Source organism: Bradyrhizobium sp. MOS001 (genome assembly GCF_004634465.1).
GTDB classification, from domain to species: domain Bacteria; phylum Pseudomonadota; class Alphaproteobacteria; order Rhizobiales; family Xanthobacteraceae; genus Bradyrhizobium; species Bradyrhizobium barranii.
The window spans coordinates 13,556-28,470 of sequence record NZ_SPVJ01000007.1; the positions used below are offsets into that span (position 1 = coordinate 13,556).

Here is a 14,915-nt window from a genome sequence, read left to right on the forward strand (position 1 = left end):
ATCAGCTCGCCAGGAAATCCAGAACCAGTTCGGTGTATTTTTGCGGCGCCTGCTCGAACATCGGATGGGTCGCGTTCGGGATGATCGCCGTCTTGGAATAGGGTACGTGCGCGGCCAGCGCATGCAGCACCTTTGGCAGCAGGCCTTTGGTCCGCGCACCCAGGATGAACAGCGTCGGCATCCTGATCGATTCCGCATCCGCCTTCAAGAAGGGCGGACGGTTGTCGCGGACCTGCCCGATCAGGGTATAGGCGTTGTCGCGCAGATTCTGCTTCACCATCGCCGGCAGCCGCGGCCAGGTGCCGGCGCCCTCCAGCGTGTCCACGAAGACGGCAAGGCCGCCGTCGACATCGCCGGCCGCGATCTTCTCGGCCGAGGCCGTGAACCGCGCCAACAGCGGCGAGGGGCCGCCGACGTAATCGGGATCGAGGCTCGCATCGAGCTCGCCGCCGGGTTCGGCCAGGATCAGCCGCCGCAACAGGTCGGGGCGCGCCTGTGCCACGCGGAAGCAGATGTGCCCGCCGCGGGAATGGCCCATCAGATCGACCGGGCCGACGTCGAGCTTCTCGATGAAGGCGATGACGTCCTGGACATGCTGGGCGATCGAATAGGTGTCGCCGACGCCATCCCAGCGGTCCGGGAAGAAGTGCCGCAAGCTGACGGCGATCACCCGATGCCGCTGCGTCAGCGGTCCGAGCACGCAGCCCCAGACGCGGAAGTCATTGAGCGAGCCATGTACACAGACCAGCGGCGGCCGGCTCCTGTCTTCGCCCACGTCGAGATAGGGCATGTCGTATCCGTTGACGTGGAGGCTTTGCATTCGGGGCTCGCGGGAGGGGGCAGGAACTCCTGTGCAAGATTCCCGGAAACCGGGTGGATCGCAACTATTTCCAAGCCTAGATTTAGGCATGGATCACAATGGGGGCATGCGACGAGGGCGCAAGCCAGGAACCAAGTCATGACCGACCAGCATTTTGCCCTGTTCGACACCAGGATCGGCCTCTGTGCCATCGCCTGGGGCCCGCGTGGTATCAACGGCACGCAACTGCCCATGGGCGGCGAGGAGAAGATCCGCACCCGCATCAGCCAGCGCCATGCCGACGCCACCGAGGCAGAGCCGACCGCCGAGGTGCGAGAGGCGATCGACCGCATCACAAAATTGCTCGCGGGCGAGCCGGACGATCTCACCGACATCCCGCTCGATCTCGACGGCGTGCCCGACTTCAACCGCGGCGTCTACGAGATCGCCCGCGCCATCCCGCCCGGCAAGACCATCACCTATGGCGACATCGCCAAGCAGCTCGGCGGCGTCCAGCTGTCGCGCGATGTCGGTCAGGCGCTCGGCCGCAACCCGTGCCCGATCGTCGTGCCCTGCCATCGCGTGCTGGCCGCCGGCAACAAGCCCGGCGGCTTCTCGGCCAATGGCGGCGTGGTGACGAAGCTGAAGATGCTCGAGATCGAAGGCGCGCTGGTGAACCACACGCCGAGTTTGTTTGATTAATCTCCGCTTCACCCTCCCCTGGAGGGGGAGGGTCGATGCGCATGCAGCGAAGCGGAATGCGCAGCGGGGCGGGGTGACAGTCTCTCCGAGTGGAACAGTGCCCGAGTGGAGAGATCACCCCACCCCGTCGCTTCGCGCCGACCCTCCCCCTCCAGGGGAGGGTAAGCAAGTGGCTAAATCTTTGCCGTCGTCTTCGGCCAATACCGGTCGCGCAGATGCCGCTTCACCAGCTTGCCCGTCGGCGTGCGCGGCAGCTCGGCTTCGAAATCGATCGAGCGCGGGCATTTGATCGCCGAGAGACGTGTCTTGCAGTAGGCGATCAGGTCGGCTTCGAGCGCCTTGCCGGCGCGGCTCATGTCGTGTGGCTGCACCACCGCCTTCACCTCTTCGCCCATCTCCTCGTTCGGCACGCCGAACACGGCGACGTCGGCGATATCAGGGTGAGTGATGAGCACGTCCTCGGTCTCCTGCGGGTAGATGTTCACCCCGCCGGAGATGATCATGTAGGACTTGCGGTCGGTGAGGAACAGAAAACCGTCCTTGTCGAGGTAGCCGACGTCGCCAAGCGTCGACCAACCCTTGGCGTTGTAGGCCTTCTTCGTTTTCTCTGGATCGTTGTGATAGGTGAAAACAGGCGCATCGGCGAAATAGACCGTGCCGATCTCGCCCACCGGCTGCTCCTCGTCGTTCTCGTCCAGGATCTTGATCTTGCCGACCACGGCGCGGCCGACGCTGCCGCGATGCTCCAGCCATTGCTGCGAATTGCAGACGGTGACGCCGTTGCCTTCCGAGCCGGCGTAATACTCGATCAGGATCGGTCCCCACCATTCGATCATTTTTGCCTTGACGTCGACAGGGCAGGGGGCAGCGGCGTGGATCGCGCCCTTCAGCGTGGAGACGTTGTACTTGCCGCGAACCTCGTCCGGCAGCTTCAGCATGCGCACGAACATGGTCGGTACAAGCTGTGACTGCGTGACCTTGTACTTCTCGACGAGCTTGAGAAAATCCTCGGCGTCAAAATGCTCCATGATGATGGAGGTGCCGCCCAGCACGATCGCCATCATGTTGAAGCGCAGCGGAGCCGCGTGATAGAGCGGCGCCGGCGAGAGATAGGTGCTCTCCGCATTCATGCCACACATGTCGGCGCAGAGGACGCGCAGGAAGGCGTTCGGCACGTCGATCTTGTTGCCTTCGAAGGCCCTCTTGATGCCCTTCGGTCGGCCGGTGGTGCCGGACGAATACAGCATGTCGTAGCCGGCGACCTCGTCCGCAATCGGCGTTGTCGGCTGTGCCGACGCTTCCTTGTCGTAGGAGCGGAAGCCGGGCTGGGGTTCGTCGACCATGTAGAAGATCGGCTCGCCTGCGGTCCCCTTGATCAGGGCCCTGATCTGGTCGGCGCATTTCGGCGTGGTGATCACGACCTTGGCGCCGCAATCGCCGATGATGTAGTCGATCTCGTCCTGCTTCAGATAGCGGCTGATGGCGGTGTAATAGAGCCCGCTGCGTTGCGCGGCCCAGCAGATCTCCATGAACGCGAGACGGTTTTCCATCAAGAGCGCGATGTGGTCGCCGGCCTTCAGGCCGAGCGAGCGGAACAGGTTTGCGCCCTGGTTCGAGAGCTCGTCGAGCTCGCGATAGGTGATCGCCCTGCCGGTCCCGGCCATCTGGTAGGCGATCTTGTCGGGCGTGGTTTTGGCGTAGACGGACGGATGGGTCATAAGCGTAGGTCCCAAGGCACACGAGATGTCGTCCCGGCGAAAGCCGGGACCCATAACCACAGGGCGTCGTTTGGCAGAGGATTGTCGTTCGGTACTGCGACCAACCACAATCGATAGATTTCGCGGTATGGGTCCCGGCTTTCGCCGGGACGACACCGTTAGTGTGGCAGCAGCAGCTTACAGCCGCTCCACGATCGTTACATTCGCCATGCCGCCGCCTTCGCACATAGTCTGCAGGCCATAGCGCTTGCCGCGCTGGTGCAGGGCGTGGACCAGTGTGGTCATCAACTTGGTGCCGGAGCCGCCGAGCGGATGACCGAGCGCGATGGCGCCGCCATTGACGTTGAGGCGGGCTGGATCGGCGCCGGTGGTCTTGAGCCAGCCGGTCGGCACCGAGGCGAAGGCCTCGTTGACCTCGAACAGGTCGATGTCGTCGATCGTCATGCCGGCCTTCTCCAGCGCGCGCTTGGTGGCGTGCAGCGGAGCATCGAGCATGATGACGGGATCGCCGCCGGTCATGGTCATGTGATGGATGCGCGCCAGCGGTGTGAGTCCGAGCTGCTTGAGGCCGCGCTCGTTCACCACCATGACACCGGAGGCGCCGTCGCAGATCTGGCTGGCGCTCGCCGCCGTCAGCTTGCCGTTCTCGGCAATCAGCTTGACGCCCTTGATGCCGTCGAGCGTGGCGTCGAAGCGGATGCCTTCGTCGATGTGATGGGTGTCCTTGCTGCCGTCGGCGCGGGTGATCTCGAGCGGCACGATCTCCTTCTTGAAGTGGCCGGCTTGCGTCGCTGCGATCGCGCGCTGATGGCTGTTGTAGGAGTATTCGTCGAGATCATTCTTCGACAGGCCGTACTTCTCGGCCATCATCTCCGCGCCGGTGAACTGGCTGAACACGATGTTCGGATATTTGTGCTCGATGCCCGGGCTCTTGTAATTGCCAAAGCCGTTCTTGGCCGGAAGCTGCGAGGACAGGCCCATCGGCACGCGCGTCATCGATTCCACGCCGGCGGCGATCACCACGTCCATCGTGCCGGACATCACGGCTTGCGCGGCGAAGTGCAGCGCCTGCTGCGAGGAGCCGCACTGCCGGTCGATCGAGGTGCCCGGAACGCTCTCCGGCAGCTTCGAGGCCATGATCGCGTTGCGCGCGACGTTGTTGGACTGCTCACCGACCTGCATCACGCAGCCCATGATCACGTCCTCGACCAGGGCGGGATCGATCTTGGTGCGATCGACCAGTTCGTCCAGCACTTTTGCGGCGAGATCGGCCGGATGCCAGCCGGCGAGGCGGCCCCCCTTGCGCCCGCCCGCGGTACGCGCAGCGGCGACGATGTAAGCCTCGGCCATGTCGGTCTCTCCCTGGATTGTTCTCTATCGAGTTGGATTGTCGGCGCGGATTTAATGGGCGTGATATCGTTTAGTCAATCGATCAATTAACTCTTGTGATGAGGCGCTGCTTCGGCTTATCTGCGGCCGCTTCAAGCGGCGAGAACAGGGAACTCCGTGACTACCAGCGTACCGAACAGGCTCCCGAGCGGAAAGAATTCCACGGCAGAGAAATTGCTCGTGGCCGCGAGCGACCTGATGATCGAACGCTCGTCGATCGAGATCTCGCTGTCCGACATCGCCCAGAAGTCGGGCGCCAATGCCGCGCTGGTCAAATATCATTTCGGCAACAAGGACGGCCTCTTGCTGGCGCTGCTCGCGCGCGATGCCGCGACCGAGATGTCCAATCTGGAATATCTGCTGGCGCAACCGATCACATCGACGGCGAAGCTGAAGCTGCATATCGCTGGCATCATCCGCGCCTATTACCGGTTCCCCTACATGAACCGGCTGATTCATTATCTGCTGCATGAGACCAATGCCGGCTCTGCCGACGAAGTCTCAAAATTCTTCGTCGCGCCGCTGCTGGACTTCCACCGGCGCCTGCTCACTGAGGGCGTCAGCCGCGGCGAGTTCCGCGCCACCGATCCGGTGCTGTTCTACACCAGCCTGATCGGCGCCTGCGATCACCTGTTCTTTGGCCGGCACGCGATGTCTCGCGCGATCGGCGTCGGTCCGGTCACCGATGACGTCTGCCGGCAATACATCAAGCACATGGAAACGCTGATCTGCGGTGGCATCCTCACGCAAGCCGAGGAAGCTGCCGCGGCCGGATAATCCGGCCGAGACGTACAAGTCTAGAGAAGAAACGCCCAAGGAAAGGTAGCCTGTCATGGAATTGAAAGACGTAGCCGTTCTCATCACCGGTGGTGGTTCGGGTCTTGGTGAAGCGACCGCGCGCGCCATGGCCGCCAAGGGCGCCAAGATTGGTGTGATCGATCAGAACAAGGACAACGCCGAGAAGGTCGCTGCCGAAGTGAAGGGCGTCGCGCTCCATGCCGACGTCACCAGCGAAGAGCAGATCAAGGCCGCGATCGCGAAGGCGGAAGCCGCGCACGGCGTCGCGCGCGTGCTGATGAACTGCGCCGGCATCGGCGGCTCCCAGCGCATCGTCGGCCGCGACGGCGTCTATCCGCTCGAAAAGTTCGCGCGCATCATCAACGTCAATCTGATCGGCACCTTCAATTGCCTGCGTCTGTTCGCCGAGCGCCTCGTCACGATCGAGCCGGTCGGCGAAGAACGCGGCGTCATCATCAACACGGCTTCGGTGGCCGCCTATGAAGGCCAGATCGGCCAGATCGCCTATTCGGCTTCGAAGGGCGGTGTCGTCGGCCTGACGCTGCCGGCCGCGCGCGACTTCGCCAGCCAGAAGATCCGCGTCAACACCATCGCGCCCGGCCTGTTCTTCACGCCGTTGCTGATGGGCCTGAACGAGGAGGCCCGCAAGAGCCTCGGCGCCCAGGTGCCGCATCCCTCGCGCCTCGGCGATGCCAAGGAATACGGCTCGCTCGCGGTGCACATCGTCGAGAATGCGATGCTCAACGGCGAGACCATCCGTCTCGACGGCGCCATCCGCATGGCGCCGCGGTAGTAGATGCGCTCTTCCTTCTCCCCTTGTGGGAGAAGGTGGCATAGGCGGCCTTTGGCCGCCGTCCTTAAAAGGACGCCGATGCTTCGCATCGGCTATGGCGCCGGATGAGGGGTCTCTATCCGCGGAGACAGACCCCTCACCCAAGCGAGTTCTTGGTCAGCGACGTACATGCCCTCTCCCACAAGGGGAGAGGGCGCAATAACCGCCACTCGAAGAGCGGATGCAGGAGCGCCCCATGTCCCAACCGCTGCTGATCGAGCACAACGACGGCGTCGACACGGTGACGCTCAATCGTCCTGAAAGCCTCAACGCGCTCGATCCTGCGCTGATCGATGCGCTCAACGTTTACTTCCAGGGCCTTCAGCGCAACCGCGACACGCGCGTCGTTGTGCTCAAGGGCGCCGGCAAGAATTTTTGCGCCGGCCTCGACCTCAAGGCGGCGATGGCCCGCCGCGCCGGGCAGCAGGAGCCGCCCGGCGTCACCGAGTCGCTCGACTCGCAGCGCCGCATCGCCGACATCGTGATGCTGATGCGGCGTTGTCCGCAGCCGATCATCGCTCTGGTGCAGGGCGCGGCGGCCGGCGGCGGGTTCGCGCTGGCGCTTGCCTCCGACATCCGCATCGCGACGAAGTCGGCGCGCATGAACTGTGCCTTCATCAAGCTCGGCCTTGGCGGCTGCGATATCGGCACCAGCTACTTTCTGCCGCGGCTCGTCGGCGTCTCAGTCGCATCCGAGTTGATCCTGACCGGACGCTTCATCGGCGCCGAGCGTGCGCTCGCGGTCGGGCTCGTCTCGGAAGTCGTCGACGAAGACAAGCTCGACGAAGCCGCTGAACCTTACGTCGATGCGATGATGACGGCCTCACCCGTGGGGCTGCGCCTGTCAAAAGAATGTCTCAACATGAGCGTCGATGCGGGATCGCTGGAAACCGTTATCGCGATAGAGGACCGCAACCAGGTCCTGTGCAGTCGCTCCGAGGAATTTTCGGAAGGCATCAGGGCCTTCCTTGAGAAGCGAAAGCCTGTCTATATCAGGCGCTGAAACGAGAACGATCCGCAAAGGACGATAATTTCGGGAGACGCAAAATGAGTGGAAGTGCGGCGGCCGTAATGACGAAGCCCGCCTTTCGCAAGGTCGAGTGGCTCGCGCGCGACATCGACGTCGAGCGCCGCGACGACGGCACGGTGGTGCTGAAGTCGCGCATTCCGCTGCAAGCCTACGAGACGCATCTTCCGGCCTCGCTGGCGAAATGGGCCAGGCAAGCGCCTGAGCGCATCTGGCTCGCGCAGCGCGGCGGAGCGAACCGCGAATGGCGCAAGGTCTCCTATGGCGAAGCCAAGCATACCGTGGATGCGCTGACGCAGACGTTGCTCAATCTCAAGCTCGACGGACGCCCGGTCACGATTCTCTCCGGCAATTCGATCGAGCACGCGCTGATGACGCAGGCCGCGATGCAGGCGCGCTCGCCGGCGGCTCCGGTGTCGCCGGCCTACTCCTTGATGAGCCATGATCACGTCAAGCTGAAATATCTGTTCGACCTGATCAAGCCGGCCGTGGTGATGGTTCAGGACGGCCCGACCTTCGAGAAGGCGCTGAACGCACTCGATCTCACCGGCGTCACCGTCGTTCACGTCGTGCGTCCCTGCGACGGCATCACGAGCGTCAGCTTTGCCGAGCTCGCGGCAACGTCCGTGACCGCCGATGTCGAAGCGTCGATCGCGAAGATCACGCCGCAGACCGTCGGCAAGCTGTTGTTCACCTCCGGTTCGACCGGCATGCCCAAGGCGGTCATCAACACGCAGGAGATGATGTGCGCCAATGCGGCGATGATGATGCAGGTGCGGCCGCGCGATCCCGGCGGTCCGATCTCGACCATGCTGGACTGGATGCCATGGAACCACACCATGGGCGGCAATGCGGCGTTTCACCCGGTGCTGGTCGACGGTGGCACGCTCTATATCGATGACGGCCGGCCGATGCCGGGCCAGTTCGAGGAGACGCTGCGGAATCTGCGCGAGATCTCGCCGACCTATTACGCCAACGTGCCGGCCGGCTATGCCGCGCTCGCGGCCGCCATGGAGAAGGACGATGCGCTGTGCCGCTCGTTCTTCAAGAACCTGTCGATCATGGCCTATGGCGGCGCGCGGCTGCCCGACGATCTCTATGAGCGCATGCAGGCGCTCGCGGTGAAGACGACCGGCGAGCGCATCGTGTTCTACACTGGCTGGGGCTCGACCGAGACGGCGCCGACCTCGACCGGCACCTATTGGGACACCGAGCGCGTCGGCCTGATCGGCCTGCCGTTCCCCGGCGTCGAATTGAAGATGGTGCCGTGCGGCCCGAAATACGAATTGCGCCTGCGCGGCGTCAACGTCACGCCCGGCTATTTTGGCCAGCCTGATCTCACCAAAAAGATGTTCGACGAGGAAGGCTTTTACTGTATCGGCGATGCCGGCATCTTCGTCGACGATGCCGATCCGGTGAAGGGCATCATCTTCGCCGGCCGCGTCGTAGAGGACTTCAAGCTCACCACCGGCACCTTCGTCCATGTCGGATCGCTCCGCACTGACGCGATCGCCGCGGCGACGCCCGTTGTGCATGACGCGCTGGTTGCCGGGCAGGATCAATGCTCGATCGGTCTGCTGGCATGGCCGAACCTGCACGCCTGTCGCCAGCTCGTCGGCAATCCCGATTTGAGCTTCGAGGATGCTGTAAAACATCCCGAGGTGATCGCCTGCTTCAGACGTGGCCTCGAAGCACACAACACGGAATGTGGCGGCGCCAGCAGCCGCGCTATCGCGCGCGCAATGCTGATGGCCGAGCCGCCCTCCATCGACGGCAATGAGCTCACCGACAAGGGCTACATCAACCAGCGTGCCGGCCTGGAACGCCGCGCGGCGCTGGTGGAGCGGCTCTATGCGGATAAGCCTGATCAGGATGTGATCGTGCTGCGATGAATGCGCAACTCTCTCAACTCGTCATTCCGGGATGGCCCGAAGGGCCGGGCCCGGAATCCATAACCCCGGCTGGTGGATATGGATTCCGGGCTCGCGCTCCGCGCGCCCCGGAATGACGGCGCAAATAAATGACAACGAATAAATAAGGGTAGCCCGCCATGAACTTCGATTTCTCCGACGACCAGAAACAGCTCCGCGACCAGGCGCGCAAATTCCTCACCGAAGAATGCTCGCCGAAGGCGGTGCGCGTCGTGCTCGACGGCAAGGCGCCCTACGACAAGGACCTCTGGAAAGGCCTCGCCGAGATGGGCTTTCTCGGCGTCGCGATCCCCGAGGAGTTTGGCGGCGCTGGCGCGGGCCATCTCGAGCTTTGCGTGATCGCCGAGGAAATGGGCCGTGCCAACGCGCCGGTGCCGTTCTCCTCGACCGTGTACCTCGCCGCTGAAGCGCTGTTGATCGCCGGCAGCGACGCGCAGAAGAAGAAATGGTTGCCGGCCATCGCTTCGGGGGACGCGATCGGCACGCTGGCGCTGTTCGAGGGCAAGGGCAATCCGTCGCCGAAGAACGTCAAGCTCACCTCTGCGAATGGCGTGCTCAACGGCGTCAAGAAGCCGGTCGCTGATGGTGCGATCGCCGATTTCGCCGTGGTTGCCGCACGCGCGGGATCGAGCGGTCGCGACGGCGACATCTCGCTGTTCCTCGTCGACCTCAAGGCCGGTGGCGTCGAGGTGAAAAGCCTCACCAATCTCGATCCGACCCGCGGGCAGGCCGAGATCACCTTCAAAGACTGCAAGGCCGAGCCGCTGGGAGCTGCCGGCGAAGGCTGGAGCATTTTGACCCAAGTGCTCGACCGCGCCGCGGTGCTGTGCGCCTTCGAGCAGGTCGGTGGCTCCGACCGCGCGCTGGAGATGGGCCGCGACTACGCGCTCGACCGCATCGCCTTTGGCCGCCAGATCGGCTCGTTCCAGGCGGTCAAGCATATGCTCGCGGACATGTATGTGTCTGCGACGCTGGCGCGCTCCAACAGCTATTACGGCGCCTGGGCGCTCTCGACCAACGCGGCTGAGCTGCCGGAAGCCGCAGCCGCCGCGCGCATCAGCGCGACGCAGGCGTTCCAGCATTGCGCCAAGAACAACATCCAGGTTCACGGCGGCATGGGCTTCACCTGGGAGTTCGACTGTCACATGTACTACCGCCGCGCCAACGCCATGGCGCTCGGGCTCGGCAGCCTGTCCTATTGGGAAGACCAGTTGATCGACCGCATGCGCAAGAAGAACGCGGCGTAACGACAGGTGATTTGTAGGATGGGTAGAGCGTAGCGAAACCCATCATGACGCGGGTGGTCTGACAGATGGGTTTCGCTTCGCTCTACCCATCCTACGACGCCGGCGAAGGATGAGAGACCATGAATTTCGACGACACCCCGCAGGAAGCCGAATTCCGCGCCACCGCCCGCGCCTGGATCGGCGCGAACGCGCCCAGGCAGTACGAGGAAGAGCTGCGCAAATCCTCGCTCGGCCGCACCCAGCTCAAGAACGCCAATATTCTCGAGGTCGCCAAGGCCTGGCAGAAGAAGAAGGCCGATGCCGGCTGGGCCTGCCTGCACTGGCCGAAGGAGTATGGCGGGCGCGGCTCGTCGCCGATCGAGCGCGTGATCTGGCAACAGGAAGAGGGGCCGTTCGGCCAGCTGTCCCGCATGTTCATCATCGGCCATGGCATGTGCGGGCCGACCATGATGGCGTTCGCGCGCGAGGAGCATAAGCGCACCTATCTGCCGCCGCTCGCCTCCGGCGAAAAGGTCTGGTGCCAGCTGTTCTCCGAGCCTGCCGGCGGCTCCGACGTCGCGGGCCTGCGCACGCGCGCGGAAAAGGACGGCGACGACTGGGTGATCAACGGCCAGAAGATCTGGACCTCGGGGGCGCATTATTCCGACTACGGCATCCTGCTCACGCGCACCGACCCGACCGTGCCCAAGCACAAGGGTCTCACCATGTTCTTCCTGGACATGAAGAGCCCGGGCGTCGAGGTGCGGCCGATCAAGCAGGCGAGCGGCGCATCCGACTTCAACGAGGTCTATTTCACAAACGTCCGCATTCCCGATCATCAGCGTCTCGGCGAGGTCGGTGACGGCTGGAACGTCTCGCTGACCACGCTGATGAACGAGCGCAGCGCGATCGGCGCGGCCGTCTCGACCGGTTTCCCGGAGCTGTTCGAATATTGCTCCAGCCTGATGCTCGACGATGGCCCGGCGATCGAGGACCGCGCAGTGCGCTCGAAGCTTGCGAACTGGGCGGCGAAGGCGAGCGGGCTGAAGTACACCAGCATGCGCGCGATCTCGGCGCTGTCGAAGGGCGAGCGGCCGGGGCCGGAGAACTCGATCGGCAAGCTGGTCGCAGGCTCGATGATCCAGGACGTCGCGACCTACGCGCTGGACCTGCAGGGTGCGAGCGGCGTGATCAGCGGCGAGGATGCTGAACTCGTCGGCCGTTTCCAGGCGATGCTCTTGCGCGCGCCGGGCACGCGCGTCGAAGGCGGCACCGACGAGATCATGCGCAACATCATCGCCGAGCGGGTGCTGGGCCTGCCCGGCGATATCCGTGTCGACAAGGACGTGCCGTTCAACAAGATCCCGACGAAGGGAAGAGGTTAGAATCGTAGGGTGGGCAAAGGCGCGTAGCGCCGTGCCCACCAATTCTGTCGAGAACGAGGGAAGGTGGTGGGCACGCTTCGCTTTGCCCACCCTACGCACCGAGCAAGAATTGAGAGGTTCGCCATGAATTTCGACGACACCCCGCAGGAAGCCGCTTTCCGCGAGACCGCGCGCAAATGGGTCGAGGCCAATGCGCCCAAGGAATTGCATACCGAGTTGTCAAATTCCTCGCTCGGCCGCATCCGGCTGGCCAATCATGACATCGTCGATGTCGGCAAGGCCTGGCAGAAGAAGAAGTTCGAGGGCAATTGGGCCTGCCTGCACTGGCCAAAGGAATATGGCGGCCGCGACGCCACGCCGATCGAGAAGGTGATCTGGCAGCAGGAGGAGGGCGTCTACGGCAAGCTGACGCAACCGTTCCAGATCGGCGAGGGCATGTGCGGCCCGACCGTGATGGCTTTCGGCAGCGAGGACGCCAAGCGCCGCCATCTGCCGAAGCTCGCCTCCGGCGAGGAGATCTGGTGCCAGCTGTTCTCCGAGCCGTCCGCCGGCTCCGACGTCGCGGGGCTGCGCACCCGCGCGGAGAAGAAGGGCGACAATTGGGTCGTCAACGGCCAGAAGATCTGGACCTCGGGCGCGCATTATTCCGACTTCGGTCTGTTGATCGCGCGGACCGATCCGAATGTGCCCAAGCACAAGGGCCTCACCATGTTCTTCCTGGACATGAAGAGCCCGGGCGTCGAGGTCCGCCCGATCAAGCAGGCCAACGGCATGCAGGAGTTCAACGAGGTCTATTTCACCGATGTGGTGATCCCCGACAGCCAGCGCCTCGGCGCCGTCGGCGAGGGCTGGAGCGTGTCGCTGACGACGCTGATGAACGAGCGGATGTCGATCGGCTCGCGGCTTGCGACCGGCGTCCCTGAAATGTTCGAGTTCTGCTCCAATCTGATGCTGGAGGACGGGCTCGCCATCGACGATCCCGCCGTGCGCTCGAAACTCGCGAGCTGGGCGGTGAAGTCGAGCGGGCTGAAATACACCAGCTACCGCGCGATCTCGGCGCTCTCGAAGGGCGATCGCCCGGGGCCGGAGAATTCGATCGGCAAGCTCGTCTCGGGCATGATGCTCCAGGACATCGCGACCTACGCCATGGATCTTCAGGGCGCGGCTGGTGTTCTCACCGGCGCCGACGAGGAGACGGTGCAGGGCCAGTTCCAGCAGATGCTGCTGTCCTCACCCTCGATGCGCATCGCCGGCGGCACCGACGAGATCTTGCGCAACATCATTGCCGAGCGCGTGCTGGGATTGCCGGGCGACATTCGCGTCGACAAGGACGTGCCGTATAACAAGATCCCGACCAAGGGTCGGTGATCCAGCCTCTCGCTGTATCGCGTAGGGTGGGCAAAGCGAAGCGTGCCCACCATATGCAGATGCGCCGGGGCAAGTCTGTCGGTGGGCACGGCGCTATCGCGCCTTTGCCCACCCTACGAGGAGCGCGAGCTAATTCATGGATGCAAAAGTGAGCCAGACCCAAGACCGCATCGGCGTGCTCGAAGAGCTCCTCAACGAGCGCTACTCCGTCCGCGCCTTCTTGGCCAAGGAGGTCGACCGCGCGACCATCGAGCATGTGCTCGCCACCGCGCAGCGCACCGCGTCCTGGTGCAACAGCCAGCCCTGGCAGGTCATCATCGCCAGTGGCGCGGCCAAGGAGCGCTTCCGCCAGGCGATCTACCAGGAAGCATCAGGCGGATTGGGTGACGATTACGACTTCACGCCACCTCGCGAATATGCGGGCGTCTATCTCGAACGCCGCCGCGAGAGCGGCTTTCAGCTCTACAACACGCTCGGCATCGCCCGCGGCGACAAGATGGCTTATGCAAAACAGGCGCTGGAGAATTACAATTTCTTCGGCGCGCCCCATGTCGCGATCATCCACACCAACGAGCCGCTCGGCATCTACGGTGCGATCGATTGCGGCGCCTATGTCTCGAATTTCATGCTGGCCGCGCAGGCGCTCGGGCTCGGCACCATTCCGCAGGCGGCACTGGCGCGCCACTCCGGCCTGATCCGCCGCCACTTCAATCTGCCCGACGACCGCCGCGTCGTCTGCGGCATCTCGTTCGGCTATGCCGACGACGCCGACAAGGTCAACAGCTACCGCACCTCGCGCGCGAGCGTCGCCGACACCGCCACGTTCGCGGACGAATGATCCCGTCTCACGCGCGCCGTCCGGTTTTCACGCACGCGCAAAGGCGGCCGCAGAAACGGCCGCCTTCACATTCGTCTCGGTCCGGTTGACGCGGCCGTTATCCGCCGCTGCCGCCGATCACGGCGCGCACGGTCTCGTCGGGCCCGAAGTCCTCGGCGCCATCGACATAAAGCAGCGCAGCGAGCTTTGAGCGCGCGCGATTGACGCGGCTCTTGATCGTGCCGACTGCACAGCCGCAGATCGAAGCTGCGTCCTCATAGGAGAAGCCGGAGGCGCCGACGAGGATCAAGGCCTCGCGCTGGTCCTGCGGAAGCTTTTCGAGCGCGCCGCGGAACTCCTCGAACTCGAGATGCGCGTTCTGCGACGGCTGCGTCTTCAGCGTCTTGGCATAGTTGCCCTCGGCATCCTCCACCTCCCGCCGCCGCTTGCGATAGTCGGAGCGGAACAGGTTGCGAAGGATCGTGAACAGCCACGCCGGCAGGTTTGAGCCGGGCTGGAACGAGTCGATGTTGGCGAGCGCACGCAGAAGCGTTTCCTGCACCAGATCGTCGGCGCGGTCGGCATTGCCGCTCAGCGAGATCGCGAACGCGCGCAGACTTGGCACGGCCGCGAGGATGTCGTCACGAAGGGAGTCCGTGAGAGGCATTAATCCCTCCCATTGTTGTCGTTGGAGCCCCTGTCAGGTTCCACTTGGGGTGCGCCTCCGGGCGCATCAAGCTTCTTGATCAGTTCCGCGAACCGGTCCGGAACCCCCTGCCGCACCACGTCGTCGTACATGGCGCGCAGCTGGTGGCCGATCCGGGACTGAATCTCCGGAGTGAGGCCTCCCTTGCCGGGGGTCGTGCTTTTGCTGGCTTGAGACTTGAGATCTTTCATGACCTGTTCCACGTTTCCCCGAGTTA

14 protein-coding genes are annotated in these 14,915 nt (G+C 63.9%); 9 read left to right on the top strand and 5 right to left on the bottom strand.

The window, feature by feature from the left end; all coding sequences use genetic code 11:
* Position 1: 1 nt before the first annotated feature.
* On the bottom strand, positions 2-820 hold the full coding sequence (locus CT676_RS12680; protein WP_085401957.1) for an alpha/beta hydrolase: 819 nt from the start codon (positions 818-820) through the stop codon (positions 2-4).
* 138 nt (positions 821-958) lie between these two features.
* Between CT676_RS12680 and CT676_RS12685 the strand changes: the two genes are divergently transcribed.
* The gene (locus tag CT676_RS12685) at positions 959-1,501 is read left to right on the top strand and encodes a methylated-DNA--[protein]-cysteine S-methyltransferase (protein WP_063985757.1); all 543 of its coding nucleotides are present in this window, start codon (positions 959-961) and stop codon (positions 1,499-1,501) included.
* A 173-nt stretch (positions 1,502-1,674) separates the two neighbouring features.
* Here the strand turns inward: CT676_RS12685 and CT676_RS12690 are convergent, their stop codons facing one another.
* Complete coding sequence (locus CT676_RS12690; RefSeq protein WP_085398963.1) at positions 1,675-3,219, bottom strand: acyl-CoA synthetase; 1,545 nt, start codon at positions 3,217-3,219, stop codon at positions 1,675-1,677.
* Positions 3,220-3,396: 177 nt separating this feature from the next.
* On the bottom strand, positions 3,397-4,569 hold the full coding sequence (locus CT676_RS12695) for an acetyl-CoA C-acetyltransferase (protein WP_085398964.1): 1,173 nt from the start codon (positions 4,567-4,569) through the stop codon (positions 3,397-3,399).
* Positions 4,570-4,782: 213 nt separating this feature from the next.
* On the opposite strand from CT676_RS12695, the gene CT676_RS12700 reads away from it, so the two are divergent.
* The 8 genes from CT676_RS12700 to CT676_RS12735 all read left to right on the top strand — a co-directional run bounded on the left by CT676_RS12700 (position 4,783) and on the right by CT676_RS12735 (position 14,013).
* Positions 4,783-5,385 carry a TetR family transcriptional regulator gene (locus CT676_RS12700; RefSeq protein WP_085398965.1) on the top strand — a complete coding sequence of 201 codons (603 nt, stop codon included), beginning with the start codon at positions 4,783-4,785 and terminating at the stop codon, positions 5,383-5,385.
* A 55-nt stretch (positions 5,386-5,440) separates the two neighbouring features.
* On the top strand, positions 5,441-6,199 hold the full coding sequence (locus tag CT676_RS12705; RefSeq protein WP_085398966.1) for an SDR family NAD(P)-dependent oxidoreductase: 759 nt from the start codon (positions 5,441-5,443) through the stop codon (positions 6,197-6,199).
* 235 nt (positions 6,200-6,434) lie between these two features.
* A complete protein-coding gene (locus CT676_RS12710) occupies positions 6,435-7,241 on the top strand; it encodes an enoyl-CoA hydratase/isomerase family protein (RefSeq protein WP_085398967.1) in 807 nt (268 codons plus the stop codon).
* 44 nt (positions 7,242-7,285) lie between these two features.
* Positions 7,286-9,157, top strand: a complete 1,872-nt coding sequence (locus CT676_RS12715; protein ID WP_085398968.1) for an AMP-binding protein — start codon at positions 7,286-7,288, stop codon at positions 9,155-9,157.
* A 158-nt stretch (positions 9,158-9,315) separates the two neighbouring features.
* Positions 9,316-10,443, top strand: coding sequence for an acyl-CoA dehydrogenase family protein (locus tag CT676_RS12720; protein ID WP_135214786.1), 1,128 nt, complete (start codon positions 9,316-9,318; stop codon positions 10,441-10,443).
* 119 nt (positions 10,444-10,562) lie between these two features.
* The gene (locus tag CT676_RS12725) at positions 10,563-11,807 is read left to right on the top strand and encodes an acyl-CoA dehydrogenase (RefSeq protein WP_085398970.1); all 1,245 of its coding nucleotides are present in this window, start codon (positions 10,563-10,565) and stop codon (positions 11,805-11,807) included.
* A gap of 123 nt (positions 11,808-11,930) precedes the next feature.
* A complete protein-coding gene (locus CT676_RS12730) occupies positions 11,931-13,175 on the top strand; it encodes an acyl-CoA dehydrogenase (protein WP_085398971.1) in 1,245 nt (414 codons plus the stop codon).
* 136 nt (positions 13,176-13,311) lie between these two features.
* Positions 13,312-14,013: a nitroreductase gene (locus CT676_RS12735; protein ID WP_085398972.1), complete on the top strand. Its 702-nt coding sequence runs from the start codon at positions 13,312-13,314 to the stop codon at positions 14,011-14,013.
* A gap of 97 nt (positions 14,014-14,110) precedes the next feature.
* Here CT676_RS12735 and CT676_RS12740 read toward each other — a convergent pair whose 3' ends face one another.
* Both CT676_RS12740 and CT676_RS12745 read right to left on the bottom strand, forming a co-directional pair.
* A complete protein-coding gene (locus CT676_RS12740) occupies positions 14,111-14,659 on the bottom strand; it encodes a sigma-70 family RNA polymerase sigma factor (protein ID WP_014491704.1) in 549 nt (182 codons plus the stop codon).
* Positions 14,659-14,889: a NepR family anti-sigma factor gene (locus CT676_RS12745; protein ID WP_063986724.1), complete on the bottom strand. Its 231-nt coding sequence runs from the start codon at positions 14,887-14,889 to the stop codon at positions 14,659-14,661. The genes CT676_RS12740 and CT676_RS12745 overlap by 1 nt, the downstream gene beginning before the upstream one ends.
* Between the last annotated feature and the right edge of the window lie 26 nt (positions 14,890-14,915).

Coding starts and splice junctions, on each gene's coding strand:
- CT676_RS12680 (WP_085401957.1), bottom strand. CDS start 820: ATGCAAAGCCTCCACGTCAACGGATACGACATGCCCTATCTCGACGTG.
- CT676_RS12685 (WP_063985757.1), top strand. CDS start 959: ATGACCGACCAGCATTTTGCCCTGTTCGACACCAGGATCGGCCTCTGT.
- CT676_RS12690 (WP_085398963.1), bottom strand. CDS start 3,219: ATGACCCATCCGTCCGTCTACGCCAAAACCACGCCCGACAAGATCGCC.
- CT676_RS12695 (WP_085398964.1), bottom strand. CDS start 4,569: ATGGCCGAGGCTTACATCGTCGCCGCTGCGCGTACCGCGGGCGGGCGC.
- CT676_RS12705 (WP_085398966.1), top strand. CDS start 5,441: ATGGAATTGAAAGACGTAGCCGTTCTCATCACCGGTGGTGGTTCGGGT.
- CT676_RS12710 (WP_085398967.1), top strand. CDS start 6,435: ATGTCCCAACCGCTGCTGATCGAGCACAACGACGGCGTCGACACGGTG.
- CT676_RS12715 (WP_085398968.1), top strand. CDS start 7,286: ATGAGTGGAAGTGCGGCGGCCGTAATGACGAAGCCCGCCTTTCGCAAG.
- CT676_RS12720 (WP_135214786.1), top strand. CDS start 9,316: ATGAACTTCGATTTCTCCGACGACCAGAAACAGCTCCGCGACCAGGCG.
- CT676_RS12725 (WP_085398970.1), top strand. CDS start 10,563: ATGAATTTCGACGACACCCCGCAGGAAGCCGAATTCCGCGCCACCGCC.
- CT676_RS12730 (WP_085398971.1), top strand. CDS start 11,931: ATGAATTTCGACGACACCCCGCAGGAAGCCGCTTTCCGCGAGACCGCG.
- CT676_RS12735 (WP_085398972.1), top strand. CDS start 13,312: ATGGATGCAAAAGTGAGCCAGACCCAAGACCGCATCGGCGTGCTCGAA.
- CT676_RS12740 (WP_014491704.1), bottom strand. CDS start 14,659: ATGCCTCTCACGGACTCCCTTCGTGACGACATCCTCGCGGCCGTGCCA.
- CT676_RS12745 (WP_063986724.1), bottom strand. CDS start 14,889: ATGAAAGATCTCAAGTCTCAAGCCAGCAAAAGCACGACCCCCGGCAAG.